Source organism: Mycolicibacillus koreensis (assembly GCF_002104795.1).
GTDB classification, from domain to species: Bacteria; Actinomycetota; Actinomycetes; order Mycobacteriales; family Mycobacteriaceae; genus Mycobacterium; species Mycobacterium koreense.
The window spans coordinates 40,649-59,210 of the sequence record NZ_NCXO01000025.1 but is presented as its reverse complement, the minus strand read 5'-3'; the positions used below and the strand labels follow the sequence as shown (position 1 = coordinate 59,210).

Annotated in this window: 20 protein-coding genes; 17 read left to right on the top strand and 3 right to left on the bottom strand. The window is 71.2% G+C overall.

What is annotated here, in order from left to right; translation table 11 throughout:
• The 5 genes from B8W67_RS21120 to mutM form a co-directional block, all read left to right on the top strand.
• On the top strand, positions 1 to 196 hold a 196-nt coding region (locus tag B8W67_RS21120; RefSeq protein WP_207567702.1), incomplete at its 5' end, for a hypothetical protein.
• A gap of 229 nt (positions 197 to 425) precedes the next feature.
• On the top strand, positions 426 to 1,163 hold the full coding sequence (gene sepIVA / locus B8W67_RS12105; protein WP_069393459.1) for a cell division protein SepIVA: 738 nt from the start codon (positions 426 to 428) through the stop codon (positions 1,161 to 1,163).
• Between the two features lie 62 nt (positions 1,164 to 1,225).
• Positions 1,226 to 1,774, top strand: coding sequence for a YceD family protein (locus B8W67_RS12100; RefSeq protein ID WP_085304170.1), 549 nt, complete (start codon positions 1,226 to 1,228; stop codon positions 1,772 to 1,774).
• Entirely contained in the window at positions 1,771 to 2,487 is a 717-nt protein-coding gene (rnc, locus tag B8W67_RS12095; protein WP_069393457.1) for a ribonuclease III, read from the top strand. Before B8W67_RS12100 ends, rnc begins: the two co-directional genes overlap by 4 nt.
• 19 nt (positions 2,488 to 2,506) lie before the next feature.
• On the top strand, positions 2,507 to 3,358 hold the full coding sequence (mutM, locus tag B8W67_RS12090) for a bifunctional DNA-formamidopyrimidine glycosylase/DNA-(apurinic or apyrimidinic site) lyase (protein ID WP_085304169.1): 852 nt from the start codon (positions 2,507 to 2,509) through the stop codon (positions 3,356 to 3,358).
• Positions 3,359 to 3,378: 20 nt separating this feature from the next.
• On the opposite strand, the gene B8W67_RS12085 is transcribed toward mutM, so the two are convergent.
• Positions 3,379 to 4,149: a PIG-L deacetylase family protein gene (locus B8W67_RS12085; protein ID WP_069393455.1), complete on the bottom strand. Its 771-nt coding sequence runs from the start codon at positions 4,147 to 4,149 to the stop codon at positions 3,379 to 3,381.
• Positions 4,150 to 4,200: 51 nt separating this feature from the next.
• Here B8W67_RS12085 and B8W67_RS12080 point away from each other — a divergent pair, with 51 nt between their 5' ends.
• The 7 genes from B8W67_RS12080 (at position 4,201) to B8W67_RS12050 (ending at position 12,983) form a co-directional block, all read left to right on the top strand.
• Complete coding sequence (locus B8W67_RS12080; RefSeq protein WP_069393454.1) at positions 4,201 to 4,629, top strand: OsmC family protein; 429 nt, start codon at positions 4,201 to 4,203, stop codon at positions 4,627 to 4,629.
• Complete coding sequence (locus B8W67_RS12075; RefSeq protein WP_069393453.1) at positions 4,622 to 4,903, top strand: acylphosphatase; 282 nt, start codon at positions 4,622 to 4,624, stop codon at positions 4,901 to 4,903. The genes B8W67_RS12080 and B8W67_RS12075 overlap by 8 nt, the downstream gene beginning before the upstream one ends.
• 41 nt (positions 4,904 to 4,944) lie before the next feature.
• A complete protein-coding gene (smc, locus tag B8W67_RS12070) occupies positions 4,945 to 8,535 on the top strand; it encodes a chromosome segregation protein SMC (protein WP_085304167.1) in 3,591 nt (1,196 codons plus the stop codon).
• 70 nt (positions 8,536 to 8,605) lie between these two features.
• Positions 8,606 to 9,871, top strand: coding sequence for a signal recognition particle-docking protein FtsY (gene ftsY, locus B8W67_RS12065; protein ID WP_085304165.1), 1,266 nt, complete (start codon positions 8,606 to 8,608; stop codon positions 9,869 to 9,871).
• Positions 9,872 to 9,923: 52 nt separating this feature from the next.
• Positions 9,924 to 10,277, top strand: a complete 354-nt coding sequence (locus tag B8W67_RS12060) for a P-II family nitrogen regulator (RefSeq protein WP_069392660.1) — start codon at positions 9,924 to 9,926, stop codon at positions 10,275 to 10,277.
• A 53-nt stretch (positions 10,278 to 10,330) separates the two neighbouring features.
• Complete coding sequence (gene ffh / locus B8W67_RS12055) at positions 10,331 to 11,905, top strand: signal recognition particle protein (RefSeq protein WP_085304163.1); 1,575 nt, start codon at positions 10,331 to 10,333, stop codon at positions 11,903 to 11,905.
• A 7-nt stretch (positions 11,906 to 11,912) separates the two neighbouring features.
• Complete coding sequence (locus tag B8W67_RS12050) at positions 11,913 to 12,983, top strand: amidohydrolase family protein (protein ID WP_085304162.1); 1,071 nt, start codon at positions 11,913 to 11,915, stop codon at positions 12,981 to 12,983.
• Between the two features lie 25 nt (positions 12,984 to 13,008).
• On the opposite strand, the gene B8W67_RS12045 is transcribed toward B8W67_RS12050, so the two are convergent.
• Positions 13,009 to 13,869 carry a D-alanyl-D-alanine carboxypeptidase family protein gene (locus tag B8W67_RS12045; protein ID WP_234806737.1) on the bottom strand — a complete coding sequence of 287 codons (861 nt, stop codon included), beginning with the start codon at positions 13,867 to 13,869 and terminating at the stop codon, positions 13,009 to 13,011.
• Positions 13,870 to 13,977: 108 nt separating this feature from the next.
• Between B8W67_RS12045 and mgtE the strand changes: the two genes are divergently transcribed.
• The 5 genes from mgtE (at position 13,978) to trmD (ending at position 17,507) form a co-directional block, all read left to right on the top strand.
• Entirely contained in the window at positions 13,978 to 15,327 is a 1,350-nt protein-coding gene (gene mgtE, locus B8W67_RS12040; protein ID WP_069392663.1) for a magnesium transporter, read from the top strand.
• Positions 15,328 to 15,507: 180 nt separating this feature from the next.
• Positions 15,508 to 15,990, top strand: coding sequence for a 30S ribosomal protein S16 (rpsP, locus tag B8W67_RS12035; protein WP_085304179.1), 483 nt, complete (start codon positions 15,508 to 15,510; stop codon positions 15,988 to 15,990).
• Between the two features lie 8 nt (positions 15,991 to 15,998).
• A complete protein-coding gene (locus tag B8W67_RS12030) occupies positions 15,999 to 16,241 on the top strand; it encodes an RNA-binding protein (protein WP_066854419.1) in 243 nt (80 codons plus the stop codon).
• 11 nt (positions 16,242 to 16,252) lie between these two features.
• Positions 16,253 to 16,813 (top strand): ribosome maturation factor RimM, encoded by a 561-nt coding sequence (rimM, locus tag B8W67_RS12025; RefSeq protein ID WP_069392664.1) that lies wholly within the window; start codon positions 16,253 to 16,255, stop codon positions 16,811 to 16,813.
• 4 nt (positions 16,814 to 16,817) lie between these two features.
• A complete protein-coding gene (gene trmD, locus B8W67_RS12020; protein WP_069392665.1) occupies positions 16,818 to 17,507 on the top strand; it encodes a tRNA (guanosine(37)-N1)-methyltransferase TrmD in 690 nt (229 codons plus the stop codon).
• Here the strand turns inward: trmD and B8W67_RS12015 are convergent.
• A complete protein-coding gene (locus B8W67_RS12015) occupies positions 17,504 to 18,418 on the bottom strand; it encodes a serine hydrolase (protein ID WP_085304158.1) in 915 nt (304 codons plus the stop codon). The two genes, trmD and B8W67_RS12015, sit on opposite strands and share 4 nt — an antisense overlap.
• Between the last annotated feature and the right edge of the window lie 144 nt (positions 18,419 to 18,562).

The window sequence follows — 18,562 nt, the reverse complement described above, 5'->3', positions numbered from 1 at the left end:
TTGCCATGGGGACATCCTTCCAGCCCGCCCATCGTGGGCAAGCCAACTCAGATGTCACCTGATCGTGCAGCAGACCCCAGAGTCGTGGATGGGCATGTTCGCCGAATCGCCGTGCGCGATCCGCGACGAGAGTGTGTTCGTTGATGACGCCCACATCATCACCGCTGACAGGATCCAATTCGGTCCCCGCGAGTGAGGGCGACCCGGCCTCACCGCAGTGATGCCCGGGGCCGGCAGATCCCGCACCGCCCCGCGAGCGCGGCACCGGAGCCAACAACCGCTCCCGGCTGTTCGCCGCCGATGCGATCGCCCGCCTATCCTGGGGGAATACGTCTGGTGATTCCGACACACCGGCCTGCGCTACCAAGTCACAGCCGTAACACCAGGCACACTAGTAACAACTAACGAGGCTGGAGGGTGTTGCCGTGTACCGAGTGTTTGAAGCGCTGGACGAACTGAGCGCCATCGTCGAGGAAGCGCGCGGCGTGCCGATGACGGCGGGCTGCGTGGTGCCCCGCGGGGACGTGCTGGAACTGGTCGACGACATCAAGGACGCCATCCCCGGCGAACTCGACGACGCTCAGGACGTGCTGGATGCCCGTGATTCGCTGCTGCACGACGCCAAGACCCACGCCGACGGCATGGTCGCGGGCGCGACCACCGAGGCCGAGTCGATGGTCAACCACGCCCGCGCCGAGGCCGACCGGGTGCTCGCCGACGCCAAGAGCCACGCCGACCGGATGGTCGCCGAGGCCCGTCAGCACAGCGAACGGATGGTCGCCGAGGCGCAGGAGGAGGCCGCCCGGCTCAGTGCGGCAGCCAAGCGTGAACACGAGGCCGCGGTGAGCCGCGCCAAGGCCGAAGCGGACCGACTGGTGGAGAACGGCAACATCTCCTACGAGAACGCCGTGCAGGAGGGCATCAAGGAGCAGCAGCGCCTGGTGTCGCAGACCGAGGTGGTCGCCTCGGCCACCGCCGAAGCCACCCGGATGATCGACTCCGCGCACGCCGAAGCCGACCGTCTGCGCGGCGAATGCGACATCTACGTCGACTCCAAGCTCGCCGAGTTCGAGGAGTTCCTCAACGGGACCCTGCGCTCGGTCAACCGGGGCCGTCACCAGTTGCGCACCGCCGCGGGGACCCACGACTACGCAGTTCGGTAGGCCGTCGGTCGGGTAGTTCGGTCGGCGGCCCGGTACCCGGGGCGCGCCGTAGGATCGAGGGCATGGTCACGCAGCATCCCGACGCGCCGCTCGTGCTCAGCATCACCCGGCTGGGGCGGCGCCCCGGCACCATGATGGCGGTGCGCCGCACCGTCGACGCTCCGGCGCGAATCGGACTGGACATGGAGGCGATCGAGCGCGGCGCTCCGCTGACCCTGGACCTGCAGCTGCAGTCGGTCTCCGAGGGTGTGCTGATCACCGGCACCGTCGCCGGGCCCACCACCGGGCAGTGTGCGCGCTGCCTGACCGAGTTCACCGACCACGTCGAGGTCGGACTCACCGAGCTGTATGCCTACCCGCAGAGCACCACCGAGGCGACCACCGACGCCGACGAGGTGGGACGCATCGTTGACGACACCATCGACCTCCAGCAGGCCCTCATCGACGAGGTCGGCTTGGCGCTGCCGCTGTCCCCGCTGTGCCGGCCGGACTGCCCGGGGTTGTGCCCGCAGTGCGGGGTGGCGCTGGCCACCGCCGGCCCCGACCATCACCACGACATGATCGATCCGCGCTGGGCCAAACTGGCCGGGCTGCTGGAAGACCAGCAGTGAGCCGCGAGCCGCTGCTCGCCGCGCTCGGCGTCGAACTACCCGACGAGTTGTTGACGCTGGCGCTGACGCACCGCAGCTACGCCTACGAACAGGGCGGGCTGCCCACCAACGAGCGGCTGGAGTTCCTCGGCGACGCGGTGTTGGGCCTCACCGTCACCGACACGCTGTATCACCGCCACCCCGACCGACCCGAGGGCGATTTGGCGAAACTTCGGGCCAGCGTGGTCAACACCGCCGCACTCGCCGAGGTGGCCCGCGGTCTCACCGACGACGGATTGGGGGCCTATCTGCTGCTGGGACGCGGCGAGGTCGCCACCGGCGGCGCCGACAAATCCAGCATCCTGGCCGACAGCATGGAATCGCTGCTGGGCGCGGTGTACCTGCACCACGGCATCGAGGTGGCCCGCACGGTGATCCTGCGCCTGTTCGGCGAGCTGCTCGACACCGCGCCGACGCTGGGCGCCGGTCTGGACTGGAAGACCAGCCTGCAGGAGCTGACCGCCGCCCACGGCCTGGGCGCGCCGGCCTATCGGGTCAGCTCCACCGGCCCCGACCACGACAAGGAGTTCACCGCGGTCGCGGTCGTGGCCGACACCAGCTATCCGCGCGGGGTGGGCCGGTCGAAAAAAGAAGCCGAACAGAACGCCGCGGCGGCCGCCTGGAAGGCCATCGACGCCGCGCACAGCGCCGCCCCCGGCTCGCACCCGGCCTAGTCGGAAACTCGCCCATCTGATGCCGGAGTTACCCGAAGTCGAGGTGGTGCGCCGCGGGCTGGCCGCCCACGTGCTGGGACGCACGATCACCGCGGTGCGGGTGCACCACCCGCGCGCGGTGCGTCGCCATGTGGGTGGGCCCGCCGACCTGACCGCGCGACTGGTGGGTGCGCAGATCACCGGCACCGGCCGGCGCGGCAAATACCTCTGGCTGACCCTCGACGACAACGATCACGCGCTGGTGGTCCACCTCGGGATGAGTGGGCAGATGCTCATCGGAGCGGTGCCCACCACGACCCACCTGCGCATCGCGGTGCTGCTCGACGACGACACCGCGCTCAACTTCGTCGATCAGCGCACCTTCGGCGGTTGGATGCTGGCCGAGATGGTCGACGTCGACGGCGACACGGTGCCGGTGCCGGTGGCGCACCTGGGGCGTGACCCCCTCGACCCGCACTTCGAGCCCGAGGCGGTGGTGGCGGTGCTGCGGGCCAAGCATTCGGAGATCAAACGTCAACTGCTCGACCAGACCGTGGTCTCCGGCATCGGCAACATCTACGCCGACGAAGCGTTGTGGCGCGCCGGTGTACACGGCGCCCGCCGCGCCGACGCGCTGACCCGACCGACGCTGCGGGCGGTGCTGGCAGCGGCGGACACCGTCATGACCGAGGCGCTGGGGGCCGGCGGCACCTCCTTCGATGCGCTGTATGTCAACGTCAACGGCGAATCGGGGTACTTCGACCGATCGCTGGACGTCTACGGCCGCGAAGGGCTGGGCTGCCGGCGCTGCGGGACGCCGATCCGTCGGGAGAAGTTCATGAACCGTTCCTCGTTCTTCTGCCCGAAATGTCAGCCGCGCCCACGGCGTTGAACCCGGTCGGTCGGACCCGGTCAGTCGAAGAGGGTGCGGCGCCTGGCCCCCGGCGGCAGCGCCGGGTCGACGAACCATTCCCGGGCGAACAGCAGACCCGACACCGCAGCGGGCAGCCGGCGCAGGACACCGAGCAGCCGGGCCCCGGCGCCGCGGACCTGTGAACGGTGCGCAGCGAGGGCGTCGCGCTTGAGGCCGCCGTAGCGGGCGACGGTGATCCGGTGGGTGATCGTGGCGCGCGGCGCATACGCGGTGGCCATGATCTGTTTCTCGTAGGGCTCGGGCAGTCCCACCAGGCGTGCCAACTGTCCTACCCGGCAGAGCAATTCGCGTGGCATCGTCGCCTCCAGAACCCGTGGGGTGCCGGCCAGTTCGGCGGCGCGTGCACCGACGCGGTGGACCTGGACGTGGTCGCGGTGCCCGTAGCCGCCGTTGGCCTGGTAGCTCAGCAGCAATTCTGCGGACTCCTCGCGCAGGATCGCGGCGAGCCGGCCGGCGGCCACCTCCACATCGGCGCGGCCGAACCGGGTCCGGCCCGGCGGATCGGGGAGGAACTGCGGGCCGTACCCGCTGTCGGCGTAGCCCAGGCACTCCACCCGATCAGCTCCGAGAATATCGGCGCTGCAACGAAGTTCGGTGAGCCGATGATCCCCCTCGGTGTCGTGGACCCGACCGTCGGTGGCCACCACGATCACCACCCGGTGGCCCTCGGCCGCCGCCCGGGCGATGGTGCCGCCGGTGAGCACCACCTCGTCGTCGGGGTGAGCGTGAAACGCGACCACGGTAGCCATCACCGGCAGTATGCCCCAGCGGTCCGCGGCGCACCGAGTAGAAAAGAAGCCATGACACAACTGTGGGTGGAACGGACCGCGCCGCGGCGCTACACCGGGCGCAGCAGCCGCGGCGCGCAGGTGCTGATCGGCAACGACGACGTCGAGGGCGTGTTCACCCCCGGGGAGCTGCTCAAGATCGCCCTGGCCGCCTGCAGCGGCATGGCCAGCGACGCCCCGCTGGCCCGCCGCCTCGGCGAGGACTACACCACCACCATCGACGTCACCGGGCCGGCCGACCGTGACCAGGAGCGCTACCCGCGGCTGTCGGAGACGATGCGCCTGGATCTCTCCGGGCTCTCGGAGGCGGAGCGACAGCGTCTGCTCACCGTGGTGCACCGGGCGATCGATGCCAGCTGCACCGTGGGGCGCACGCTCACCAGCGGCACCGAGGTGGACTTCACGGTGGACACCGAAGCGGCCGAGGTCGCCGATGGTTGAGCCGGCGGTGCGGCTGACCGCCTGGGTGCACGGCCACGTCCAGGGGGTGGGTTTTCGCTGGTGGACCCGCTGCCGTGCGTTGGAGCTGGGGTTGACTGGCTACGCCGCCAACAAGGCCGACGGGCGGGTGCAGGTCGTCGCCCGGGGGCCGCGGCCGGACTGTGAGCGGTTGCTGGCCCTGCTGCGCGGCGACACCACGCCGGGGCGGGTGGACACCGTCGTCGCCGACTGGGCCGAGCCGGGCGATCCGATCAGCGGGTTCAGCGAGCGATAGCGCGGGCGCGGCGCCGCGTCAGCCCGGTAGTCTCTCACCCCGTGCACCTGAAGAGTCTGACGTTGAAGGGCTTCAAGTCCTTCGCCTCGCCGACGACTCTGCGATTCGAGCCCGGGATCACCTGCGTCGTCGGACCCAACGGGTCGGGAAAATCCAACGTCGTCGACGCGCTGGCCTGGGTGATGGGCGAGCAGGGCGCCAAGACGCTGCGCGGCGGCAAGATGCAAGACGTCATCTTCGCCGGCACCTCCTCGCGGGCGCCGCTGGGCCGCGCCGAGGTCACGCTGACCATCGACAACTCCGACAACGCGCTGCCCATCGAGTACTCCGAGGTGGCGATCACCCGCAGGATGTTCCGCGACGGCGGCAGCGAATACGAGATCAACGGTGCGGGCTGCCGGCTGATGGACATCCAGGAGCTGCTGTCGGATTCGGGGATCGGCCGGGAGATGCACGTCATCGTCGGGCAGGGTCGGCTCTCCCAGATCCTCGAATCGCGCCCGGAGGAACGCCGGTCGTTCATCGAAGAAGCCGCCGGGGTGCTCAAACACCGCAAACGCAAGGAGAAGGCGGTCCGCAAGCTGGAGTCGATGCAGGCCAACCTGGCCCGGCTCACCGATCTGACCACCGAACTGCGCCGCCAACTCAAACCGCTGGGGCGCCAGGCGGAGGTGGCCCGCCGCGCCGCCACCATCCAGGCCGACCTGCGCGATGCCCGGCTGCGGTTGGCCGCCGACGACCTGGTGGCCCGCAGGGCGGAGTTCGACGGCACCAACACCACCGAGGCGACGCTGCGCCGCGAGCACGACGAGGCGGCGGGGCGGCTGGAGGCCGCGGCGGCGGAACTGGCCGGCCACGAAGCCACCCTGGCGCGGCTCTCGGAGCGCGCCGAGGCTGCCCAGCAGACCTGGTTCGGGCTCTCCGCCCTGGCCGAGCGGGTCGCCGCCACCGTGCGTATCGCCACCGAACGCGCCCAACACCTGGAGCAGGAGCCGGTCACCCACACCGGCCCGGAACCCGAGGAGCTGGAAGCCGAGGCCGAGCGGGTCGCCGCCCGGGAGGAGCAGCTGCTCGCCGAGCTCGCCGAGGCCCGCGATCGGCTGACCGCAGCGCGCGACGCGTTGACCGCCCAGGAGACGGTGGCCCACGAGGCCGAGCAGGCGCACCTGGCCGCGGTGCGCGCCGAGGCCGACCGCCGGGAGGGGCTCGCCCGGCTGGCCGGGCAGGTGGAGACGATGCGCGCGCGGGTGGAGTCCATCGACGACAACGTCACCCGCCTCGCCCCGCGCATCGAGGAGGCGGCCGCCCGCGCCGAGGCCGCCCACGCGGAGTTCGAGACCGCCCAGGCCCGCGTCACCGAACTCGATCAGGGCGAAGAAGGCCTCGACGAGCAGCACGAACGCAGCGTGGCCGCGGTGCGCGTCGCCGACGCGCGGGTGGCGGAGCTGCAAACCGCCGAGCGCGCCGCCGAACGCGAGGTGGCCTCCCTGCAGGCCCGTATCGATGCGCTGACCGTCGGGCTCGACCGTAAGGACGGCGCCTCGTGGCTGGCGAACGACTCCGGGATCGGTGGGCTGCTCGGCTCGATCGGCACCCTGGTCAAGGTGCGGCCCGGCTTCGAGGCGGCGGTGGCCGCGGTGCTCGGTGCCGCCGCCGACGCGGTCGCCGCCGACACCGTCGAGACCGCCGGGGCGGCGTTGACCGCCTTGAAGGAGACCGACGGCGGGCGCGCGGCGATCGTGGTGGGGGACTGGCCGGCCCCGGCCGGCGAGCCGCAGCGCGACGCCCCGGCCGAGGCCATCTGGGCCCGTGACCTTGTCGAGGCCCCGGCCCGGCTGCGCGGCGCGCTGACCGCGATGTTGGCCGGCGTGGTCGTGGTCCCGGACCTGACGGCCGCGCTGGCGGTGGTCGGCGCGACCCCGCAGCTGCGTGCGGTGACCCGCGACGGTGATCTCGTCGGCGCCGGTTGGGTCAGCGGAGGCTCGGATCACAAACCGTCGACGTTGGAGATCTCCAGCGAGATCGATCGGGCCCGCACCCAGCTCGACGAGGCCGAAGCGCAGGTCAACGAGTTGGGAGCGGCGCTTTCCGGTGCGGTCGCCGAACAGGCCAGCCGTCAGGACACCGCCGAGCAGGCGCTGGCCGCGCTCAAGGAGTCCGACGCCGCGATCGCCGCGATCTACGACCAGCTCGGCCGGCTCGGTCAGCAGGCCCGCACCGCCGAGGACGACTGGCAGCGCCAACTGCACCAGCGCGACGAACTCGAGGCGCGTCGCGCCGCCACCGTCGAGGAACTCGGCGCCCTGGAGACCCGGCTGCGCAACGCCGAAACCACTGAGCCGGTCGCCACCGCCGACCCGGGCGACCGTCAGCAGATCGCCGCGGCCACCGAGGCCGCCCGCGGCGTCGAGGTGGAGGCCCGGCTGACGGTGCGCACCGCCGAGGAACGCGCCCACGCGGTGCGCGGGCAGGCCGAGTCGCTGCGCCGGCAGGCCGCCGCGGAACGGGAGGCCCGCCGCCGCGCCGAGCAGGCCCGCGCCGCGCGTGCCCACGCCGCCGCCGTCGCCGCCGCGGTCGCCGACGCCGGCCGGGTGCTCGCCGAGCGGCTGGCGGCGGTGGTGGCCACCGCCTCGGCCCACCGCGACCGGCTGGCCGCCGACCGTCAGCAGCGTGCCGGTGCGCTGGGCCGGCTGCGCGACGAGGTGGCCACGCTGAACACCCGCATCGGTGAGCTCACCGAGGCGCTGCACCGCGACGAGATGGCCAAGGCGCAGGCCGCGCTGCGCATCGAGCAACTCGAGGAGTCGGTGCTCGAACAGTTCGGGATGAGCGGCCAGGACCTCATCGCCGAGTACGGCCCCCAGGTGGGGCTGCCGCCCAGCGAACTGGAGATCGCCGAATACGAGCAGGCCCGGGAGCGCGGCGAGCAGGTCAGCGCGCCCGCCCCGATGCCGTTCGACCGGCCCACCCAGGAGCGGCGGGCCAAACGCGCGGAACGCGAACTCGCCGAGTTGGGCCGGGTCAACCCGCTGGCGCTGGAGGAGTTCGCCGCGCTGGAGGAGCGCTACAACTTCCTGTCCACCCAACTCGAAGACGTCAAGGCCGCCCGCAAGGACCTCCTCGACGTGGTCGCCGAGGTCGACGCCAAGATCCTGCAGGTGTTCACCGAGGCCTACACCGATGTGGAACGCGAGTTCCGCGACGTGTTCGCCGCACTGTTCCCCGGCGGGGAGGGACGGCTGCTGCTCACCGACCCGAACGACATGCTCACCACCGGTATCGAGGTGGAGGCCCGCCCGCCGGGCAAAAAGGTCAAACGCCTCTCGCTGCTGTCCGGCGGCGAGAAATCGCTGACCGCCGTGGCGATGCTGGTGGCGATCTTCCGGGCCCGGCCGTCGCCGTTCTACATCATGGACGAGGTGGAGGCCGCCCTCGACGACACCAACCTGCGTCGACTGCTGGCGCTGTTCGAAATGCTGCGGGCCCGCTCGCAGCTGATCGTCATCACCCACCAGAAGCCGACGATGGAGATCGCCGACGCGCTCTACGGCGTGACCATGCGCAACGACGGCATCACCCAGGTGATCTCGCAGCGGATGCGCGGCCAGGAACTGGTCAGCAGCCCCGGGTAGCGGCCACCGGCGCCCCGCCGCGACGCGGGGGCCCAGCGTCGCCGCCGCGCCTGCCTGAAACAATGGCCGGGTGTCTGAAGGTCTTTGGATCGCGCTCGCGGTCGCCGCCGTCCTGGTCGCCCTCACCGCCCTGGTCGTCGGCCTGGTCCGCTACCGACGCCGGCGGATCCGCTTGTCGGCGCCCCCACCGACACCCGGACTGGACCGCTCCGGCGGCTACACCACCGGATCGGGGATCACGTTCAGCCAGACCGCCACCGCCGAGCCGCCCGCGCCGCCGGCCGCCGAACCTCCCGCGCCGGCCGAACCCGCCGAACCTGCCGCGCCTCCGGCACCCACCCGGCCCGCGGTACCCCCCGAGCCTGCCGAGCCGGTCAAGCCTCCGGAGCCTCCCGCGCCGCCCACCGAGACGATCGCACCGGTGGCGGGGCGCCTGGAACGGCTGCGGGGCCGGTTGGCGCGCTCCCAATCCACCCTGGGTCGCAGCATGCTGGGCCTGCTCGGCGGTGGTGACCTCGACGAGGACTCCTGGGAGGAGATCGAGGACACCCTGCTCATCGCCGACCTGGGGCCGACGGCGACCACCTCGGTGGTCACCGCGCTGCACACCCGGCTGGCGGCCGGCACGGTGCGCACCGAGGCGGAGGCGCGTGCGGTGCTGCGCGAGGTGCTCATCGCCGAGTTGCGCCCCGAGCTGGACCGGTCGATCCGGGCGCTGCCGCACGCCGAGACACCCTCGGTGCTGCTGGTCGTCGGCGTCAACGGCACCGGCAAAACCACCACGGTCGGCAAGCTGGCCCGGGTGCTGGTCGCCGACGGACGGCGCGTGGTGCTCGGCGCGGCCGACACGTTCCGGGCCGCAGCCGCCGACCAACTGCAGGCCTGGGCCGCGCGGGTCGGCGCCGACGTGGTGCGCGGCGCCGAGGGCGCCGACCCGGCGTCGGTGGCCTTCGACGCCGTCGACACCGGCATCGCCGCCGGCGCCGACGTGGTCCTCGTCGACACCGCCGGACGGCTGCACACCAAGGCCGGGCTGATGGACGAACTCGGCAAGGTCAAACGGGTGGTCACCCGCCGAGCCCCCGTCGACGAGGTGCTGCTGGTGCTCGACGCCACCGTCGGGCAGAACGGTCTCGCCCAGGCCAAGGTGTTCGCCGAGGTGGTCGACATCACCGGGGTCGTGTTGACCAAACTCGACGGCACCGCCAAGGGCGGCATCGTCTTTCGGGTCCAACAAGAGCTCGGGGTTCCGGTCAAGCTGGTCGGCCTCGGCGAGGGTCCCGACGACCTGGCCCCCTTCGAGCCGGCGGCGTTCGTCGACGCCCTGCTCGGCTGAGCCGAACGCCGTCCGCGAACACCCACGCGCCCCGAACAGGAAGGCCGACAGAATGAAGCTGGTGACCGCGATCATCAAGCCGACCCGGCTCGATCAGGTCAAAGACGCCCTCGCCGAGCTCGACGTGCTGGGGATGACGATCAGCGAGGCCCGCGGCTACGGCCGCCAGCAGGGCCTGGTCGAGGAGTACCGGGAACCGGAGGGTCCCGCCGCCGCCGACACCCCCGGATTCGTGCCGAAACTGCGGGTGGAGATCGTCGTCGACGCCGTCGTCGTCGACGAGGCCGTCGAGGCGATCATCGAGGCCGCCCGCACCGGCAAGATCGGCGACGGCAAGGTGTGGGTGACCCCGGTGGACACCGTGGTGCGGGTGCGCACCGGTGAGCGCGGCGTCGACGCCCTGTAGCGCCGGGGTAGCGCCGCCGCCGTCGCCGCGGCGATGCCGTTAGGCTTGGCGGCGTGTTTGAATCGCTCTCCGACCGGTTGACGTCGGCCCTGCAGGGCCTGCGCGGTAAAGGCCGGCTCACCGACGCCGACATCGACGCCACCACCCGGGAGATCCGGTTGGCGCTGCTGGAGGCCGACGTCTCCCTGCCGGTGGTGCGCGCGTTCATCGCCCGGATCAAAGAGCGGGCCAAGGGCGCGGAGGTCTCCGGCGCGCTCAACCCCGCCCAGCAGGTCGTCAAGATCGTCAACGAGGAGCTCATCGGCATCCTCGGTGGGCAGACCCGCGCGCTGACGTTCGCCAAGACCCCGCCGACGGTGATCATGCTCGCCGGCCTGCAGGGTGCCGGTAAGACCACGCTGGCCGGCAAGCTGGCGGCCTGGCTGCGCGGGCAGGGCCACACCCCGCTGCTGGTGGCCTGCGACCTGCAACGACCCGGCGCGGTCAACCAACTGCAGATCGTCGGGGAGCGCGCCGGGGTCGCGGTGTTCGCCCCGCACCCAGGCACCTCCGCGGAGTCCGCCGCCGCCGACACTGCCCCCGGCGACCCGGTCGCGGTCGCCGCCGCGGGACTGGCCGAGGCGAAAAGCAAACACTTCGACGTGGTCGTCGTCGACACGGCCGGGCGCCTGGGTATCGACGAGCAGATGATGGCCCAGGCCGCCGCCATCCGTGACGCGGTCACCCCCGATGAGGTGCTGTTCGTCCTCGACGCCATGGTCGGTCAGGACGCGGTCGCCACCGCCGACGCGTTCCGCGAAGGGGTCGGATTCACCGGGGTGGTGTTGACCAAGCTCGACGGTGACGCCCGCGGTGGTGCGGCCCTGTCGGTGCGGGAGGTTACCGGCGAGCCGATCCTGTTCGCCTCCACCGGGGAGAAACTGGAGGACTTCGACGTCTTCCACCCCGACCGGATGGCCAGCCGCATCCTGGGGATGGGTGATGTGCTCAGCCTCATCGAGCAGGCCGAGCAGGTGTTCGACGCCGAGCAGGCCGAGGCGGCCGCCGCCAAGATCGGCACCGGTGAGCTGACCCTGGAGGACTTCCTCGAGCAGATGCTCGCCATCCGCAAGATGGGTCCGATCGGCAACCTGTTGGGCATGCTGCCCGGCGCCGGGCAGATGAAGGACGCGCTGGCCGCCGTCGACGACAGCCAACTGGACCGCCTGCAGGCCATCATCCGCGGCATGACGCCGGCCGAGCGGGCCGACCCGAAGATCATCAACGCGTCGCGCCGGCTGCGCATCGCCAACGGCTCCGGGGTCACCGTCACCGAGGTCAACCAACTCGTCGACCGGTTCTTCGAGGCCCGCAAGATGATGTCGTCGATGATGGGCGGCATGGGCATCCCCGGCGTGGGCCGCAAATCAGCGACCCGCAAGAGCGGGAAAGCCAAGGGCGGCAAGGGTAAAAAGGGCAAACGGCGCGGCCCCACCCCGCCGAAGGCCCGCGGCCCGCTGGGTGCCGGCATGCCCGGCATGCCCGCCGGATTCCCGGACCTGTCGCAGATGCCGGCCGGTCTCGACGAGCTGCCGCCCGGGCTGGCCGACTTCGATCTGTCCAAGCTGAAGTTCCCCGGCAAGAAATAACCCGGCCGTGGTGCTGCACGTGCGCGGGCTTGCCCTGCCCGAGGAGACCCCGGTCGAGTTCTGGATCGCCGACGGGGTGCTGCACACCGACCCGATCGCCGGGGCGACGACCGTCTTCGACGGCGGGTGGATCGTTCCCGGGCTCGTCGACGCGCACTGCCACATCGGCATCGCCTACGGCGGGGGCGCCGCGACCGGTGCGGAACTGGTGGCTCAGGCCGAGACCGAACGGGCTGCCGGTGTGCTGCTGGTGCGCGACGCCGGGGTCCCCGTCGACACCCGCCATCTCGACGCCCGCGATGATCTGCCGCGGATCCTGCGCGCCGGGCGCCACCTGGCCAAAACCAAGCGCTACATCCCCGGGCTGGGCATCGACGTCGACGACGAGGCCCGCCTGCCGGAGGTGGTCGCCGAGCAGGCGCGCTCCGGTGATGGCTGGGTGAAACTGGTCGGGGACTGGATCGACCGCACCGTGGGGGACCTGGCCCCGCTGTGGTCGGACGCCGCCCTGTGCGCCGCGATCGACGCCGCGCACGCCGAAGGGGCGCGGGTCACCGCCCACGTGTTCGGCGAGGAGGCGCTGCCGGGGTTGATCAACGCCGGCATCGACTGCATCGAACACGGCACCGGGCTCACCGACGACCTCATCGAGGCGATGGTCGCCCACGGCACGGCGCTGGTGCCGACGCTGATCAACATCGACAACTTTCCCGGCATCGCCGACTCGGCCACCAAATACCCCACCTACGCCGCCCACATGCGGGCACTGCACGCCGGCTGCCGGCCGCGGATCGCCGCCGCGCGCGAAGCCGGGGTGCCGATCTATGCCGGCACCGACGCCGGCGGCATGGTGCGCCACGGCCGCATCGCCGACGAGGTCGCCGCCCTGGCCGCGATGGGGATGAGCGCCACCGACGCGCTCGGCGCCGCCTGCTGGGCGGCGCGCAGCTGGCTGGGCCGGCCCGGCCTGGAGCCGGGCGCACCGGCCGACCTGGTCTGCTACGCCAGCGACCCCCGTTCGGGCGCGGCGGTGTTGAGTCGGCCGGATCGGGTCATCCTGCGCGGGCAGCTCCGGTGACCACGGCCCGGTCGGGCGGCATCGGCTAAAGCTGGCCGACCGATGCCTGCGGGTCCTGGGCGAAACCCCAGTCCAGCAGCGCCGCCGCCTGATCCCAGTAGGTGGGCCCACCCTCGTGGATCAACCCGTACATCATCGCGACGACCAGCCGGCGCCCATCGCGGGCGGCGGCGCCGACGTAGGTTTTCTTGGCGGCGTTGGTGAATCCGGTCTTGCCGCCGAGCGCCCCCGGATAGCGCCCCAGCAACTCGTTGGTGTTGACCAGCGTGATCGGGCCGTTCTCACCGGGAAACGACGCGGTGGGTGAGGCGACGATCCCGGCGAACACCGGGTTGGCCAGCGCGGCACGAAACAGCACCGCCAGGTCCCGCGGTGTGGTCGCCCCCGACCCGCCGGGCCCGTCAAGCCCCGAGGGGGTGGCGGCATGGGTGTGGGTGGCGCCCAGGGCGGCGGCGGTGGCGTTCATCTTGGCGACCGCCGTGTCATATCCGCCGAGCAGGTCGGCCATCGTGGTGGCCGCGTCGTTGCCGGAGGCCAACAGCATCCCGTCGAGCAACTGGCGGGCGCTGTAGCTGCGTCCGGGCACGATCCCCACACAGTTGCACTCGACGTCGGTGTCGGCGGGGGTGGCCACCACGGTGGCGTCCAGGGGCACCTCGTTGAGGGCGGTCAGCGCCAACAGCACCTTGATCGTGCTGGCCGGCGGTCGCACGGCGTCGCCGTTGCGCTGCGCCAACACCTGTCCGCTGTCGAGGTCGGCGATCAGCCAGTTCGGTGCCGGGCCGTCGGGGACCGCGGCGGTGCCGGGCGGCTGAACCGCGGTGTCCGCCCACGCCGCCGGTGCGAGGCCTAGGCTCGCTAACGGACTCGTCAGCGCAATGGTCAGTGAGGCGAACAACACGGCAAGGGTGCGCACGGACGCCGAGCCTAACGTGGTGGCGCGATCGTGTTCAATCGACGGAGTCGCCGACGGCACAGGGCAGGGGATCAACGGATGCAGGACTGGAACCGCGAGGCGGTGACGAAAACCATCGAACGCAGCCTCGACGACCGTGATTTGCCGGCGGTGACCACCGCCGTGCGCCCCCTGGGATCGACCGAGATCGTCGAAGTGCTGGAGCGATTGGACGGCACGCAGCGCGCCGTGCTCTACCGGCTGCTCTCCAAGGAGCAGGCGCTGGAGGTGTTCGAAGACCTCGACGCGAGCCTGCAAAGTGACCTGCTCGGCGGCCTGCAGAACGACGACGTCGCAGCACTGTTCGCCGAGATGGACCCCGACGACCGGGTTGAGCTGCTCGACGAGTTGCCCGCCAAGGTTGCGCGCCGGTTGATGCAGGGTCTGCCGTGGCGGGAACGCGAGATGACCGCCAGCATCCTGGGCTACCCGCAGGGGTCGATCGGACGCCGGATGAGCCCGGAATTCGTTGCGGTGCGCGCTGATTCGACCGCTGAAGTGGCATTGTCGCGGGTGTCGCGGCATCTCGTCGACGCGGAGACCGTCTACATCCTGCCGGTCACCGATGACCATCGCACCCTGGTCGGGGTGGTCAGCCTGCGGGAGTTGATGGGTGCGGATCCGCAGACGCGCATCAGCGACCTGATGGAACGCGCCTATCCGGTACGGGCCACCGACGACGCCGAGGACGCGGCCCGGCGCTGTGCCGACCTCAAGGCGCTGGTGCTGCCGGTGGTCGACAACGAATCACGCCTGGTGGGCATCCTCACCGTCGACGACGCGCTGCGGATCCTGGAGACCGCCGAAACCGAGGACCAGGCGCGCGCCGGTGGTACCGAACCGCTGCGCCAGCCGTACCTGACCAACCCGGTGCGCAACCTGGTGCGCGGCCGGGTGGTGTGGCTGCTGGTTCTCGCCGTCGGCGCCACCCTGACCGTGCAGGTGCTGTCGGTGTTCGAGGCCACCCTGAGCCAGGTGGTGGCGCTGGCGCTGTTCGTGCCGCTGCTGATCGGCACCGGCGGCAACACCGGCAACCAGGCGGCGACCACCGTCACCCGCGCGTTGGCGCTCGGCGATATCGGGTCCCGCGACATCGCCAAAGTGGTGGCCCGGGAGTTCCGGGTGGGGCTGTCGCTGGGGCTGCTGCTGGGCAGTGTGGCGTTTCTGCTGGCCACCGTCGTCTACGACGTCTCGCTGGGAGCGGTGTTGGGGTTGTCGCTGCTCAGCGTGTGCACCATGGCCGCCACCGTCGGCGGCAGCATGCCGCTGTTGGCCAGCGCCATCCGTGCGGACCCGGCGGTGTTCTCCAATCCGTTCATCTCCACCTTCGTCGACGCCACCGGGCTGTTGGTGTACTTCCTCATCGCGAAGCTGGTGTTGGGCGTCTAACTGGTCGATTACCGGGTGGGCGTGCGGTTATGGCAGAATTCAGCGCTGTCTGTCGGGCGACCCGCCCGAGGTTTCGGGTGCTTGGCCGGCAGTCACACACGCGAGGCAAAACCGGATCCGGGCACTCCCGCCCTGATCGCTGAATTGCAGCGTGACACCCACGAGGAGTATCGCCGCATCATGGCTGTGAAAATCAAGCTCACCCGGCTGGGCAAGATCCGTAACCCCCAGTACCGCATCGCTGTCGCCGACGCGCGCACCCGCCGCGATGGCCGCGCCATCGAGATCATCGGCCGCTACCACCCGAAGGAGGAGCCGAGCCTGATCGAGATCGACTCCGAGCGCGCCCAGTACTGGCTGTCGGTCGGGGCCCAGCCCACCGAGCCGGTGCTCAAACTGCTCAAGATCACCGGCGACTGGCAGAAGCACAAGGGTCTGCCCGGCGCCGAGGGCACCCTCAAGGTCAAGGAGCCCAAGGCGAGCAAGCTCGACCTGTTCAACGCGGCGCTGGCCGAAGCCGACGGGGCACCGACCACCGAGGCCGCCACCCCGAAGAAAAAGAAGACCGCCAAGGCCGACAAGGACGCTAAGGCCGACAAGGCCGAGGAGGCTGCGGAGAAGCCCGCCGAGACCACCGACGCCGCCGAGAAGACCGAGAGCTGAGTGCCCCGATGAGCGCAGTCGTCGTCGACGCCGTCGAACACCTGGTCCGCGGGATCGTCGACAACCCCGATGACGTTCACGTCGATTTGCTGACCAACCGGCGCGGCCGCACGGTGGAGGTCCACGTCCACCCCGATGATCTCGGCAAGGTCATCGGCCGCGGTGGGCGCACCGCCACCGCGCTGCGCACGCTGGTGGCCGGTATCGGTGGCCGTGGGATCCGCGTCGACGTGGTGGACACCGACCGGTAGCGCCCAGCGCCATGCAGGTGGTGGTCGGCCGGGTGGTCAAGGCCCACGGGGTCACCGGTGAGATGGTGGTCGAGGTGCGCACCGATGACCCGCGGGGCCGTTTCGCCCCCGGTGAGCGGTTGCAGGCCGCCGATCCACGGGACCGTTCGTCGCGCCGCGAGGTGGTGGTGCAGACCGTCCGCGACCATGGTGCCCGCCTGCTGCTGCGGGTTGTCGGCGTCGATGACCGTGACGGCGCCGACGCGCTGCGAGGGTCGCTGCTGCTGGTCGACACCGCGGCGCTGCCGCCGATCGACGACCCCGACGAGTACTACGACCACCAGTTGGTCGGGCTGCGGGTGTGCACCGTCTCCGGGGATGCGGTCGGTACGGTCACCGATGTCCTGCACACCGGTGCCGGCGAGGTGCTCACGGTACGCACCGGCGAAGACGCCGGCGGGGCCGGCGGGGCCGGCGACAGCGCCGTCGGCGAGGTGCTCGTGCCGTTCGTGGCCGCAATCGTCACCGAGGTGCGTCTCGAGGACGGGGTGATCACCATCGACCCGCCCGACGGATTGCTGGATCCGGCCTGACACGATGCGTATCGACGTCGTCACGATCTTTCCCGGCTACCTTGAACCCGTGCACCAGTCCTTGCCGGGCAAGGCGATTCAGTCCGGGCGGGTGGATCTGCAGGTGCATGACCTGCGTCGCTGGACCCACGATGTGCACCGCTCGGTCGACGACACTCCCTACGGGGGCGGGCCGGGGATGGTGATGAAGGCCCCGGTGTGGGGTGCCGCACTCGACGACGTGTGCGGCCCGAACACGCTGCTGGTGATCCCGACCCCGGCCGGTGAGCTGTTCACCCAGGACACCGCGCGCCGGTGGGCCGGCGAGTCGCATCTGGTGTTCGCCTGCGGGCGTTACGAGGGCATCGACGCCCGGGTGGCCGAGGATGCTGCCCGGCGGATGCGTGTCGCCGAGGTGTCGATCGGTGATTATGTGCTGGCCGGAGGGGAATCGGCGACCCTGGTGATGATCGAGGCGGTGCTGCGGCTGCTGCCGGACGTGCTGGGCAATCCGCTGTCGCACCATGATGATTCGCATTCACCGGGACGGGACGGCTTGCTGGAGGGTCCCAGCTACACCCGGCCCGCCAGCTGGCGCGGACTCGATGTGCCGGAGGTGCTGCTCTCCGGCGACCACGCCCGGATCGAGGCGTGGCGCCGGGAGGAATCACGCGCGCGCACCCGGCGGCGCCGCCCGGACCTGTACCGCGATTAAATCCGCCCGGTGGGGAAGATCGTGGCCACCGCGTCGGTGATGGTGGCCCGCGCGGTCGCGTCGTCGCCGGGCTGCAACGCCCCGATCGCCATCACGTAGCGCCGGTCCGGGCCGATCACCCCGGTCGACAGGTGCATCCAGTCCGCGCCCACACAACACATCCAGCCCTGCTTGACCGCGACCGGCTCGGCGAACAGACCGTCGGGGATACCGAACCGCTGCGGGTAGCCGTCGATCCCGGTGGGCGTGGATTGGGCGAGGTTGTCCACGATGATGTTGGCCTCGCTCACCGTCAGCCCCCCGGATCCGCTGAGCAACATGTCGTAGTAGCGGACCAGATCGGTCGCGGTGCTGACGGTGTTCCACCACCGGCCGTCGAAGCCCGGTGTGGTGGCGCCCAATCCGTAGCGCCCGGCCACCCGGGTGATGATCGCGTCGCCGCCGTTGCGGTTCCAGAAATCCTCGGCGGCGTTGTCGTCGGAGGACCGCAGCATGGCGTCGAGCTGGGCACGGTCCTCGGGGGCCAGCGGCCCGCTGTGCAGCACATCGTCGGCGATGAACAGCTTCGCCACCGAGGCGATCGCCATCGTGGTCGCGGTGTCGTTGGACAGCATCTGGCCGGTGGAGCGGTCCAGCACGGTCACCGAGATCTGGGCACCGCGGGCCGCGGCGGCGTCGGTGGCCTCGCCGATCCGTTCGGCGACACCGTCGAGCGCCGGGTTGGGCAGCCCGAACGGCACCTGCGGGGCCGGTGCGATCGCGGTGGCCAGCGGCGTGACGAAGTGGACTCGCGGCTGCGACGGGCCCGCCGGTGGGGTGGCGGCCACGCCGGGCGCCCCACAGCCGCCGAGAAGGACTGCGGCGAACCCGATCGCCACCAGTCGGGCCGGTCTCGGTGGCCGTGCGGGCATGTCTCCTCCTCGGAGTGTGAACCGACGCTCAGCATCAGATTTATCATGCGGACCGGTCCCGGTGGGGCAGCGCGGTCGGCCTGCCTGGATTTCGCTGTGCCGGGGCAGTCTGGCACAATTGAGCAGTTGTCTCGGCAGCTCGCG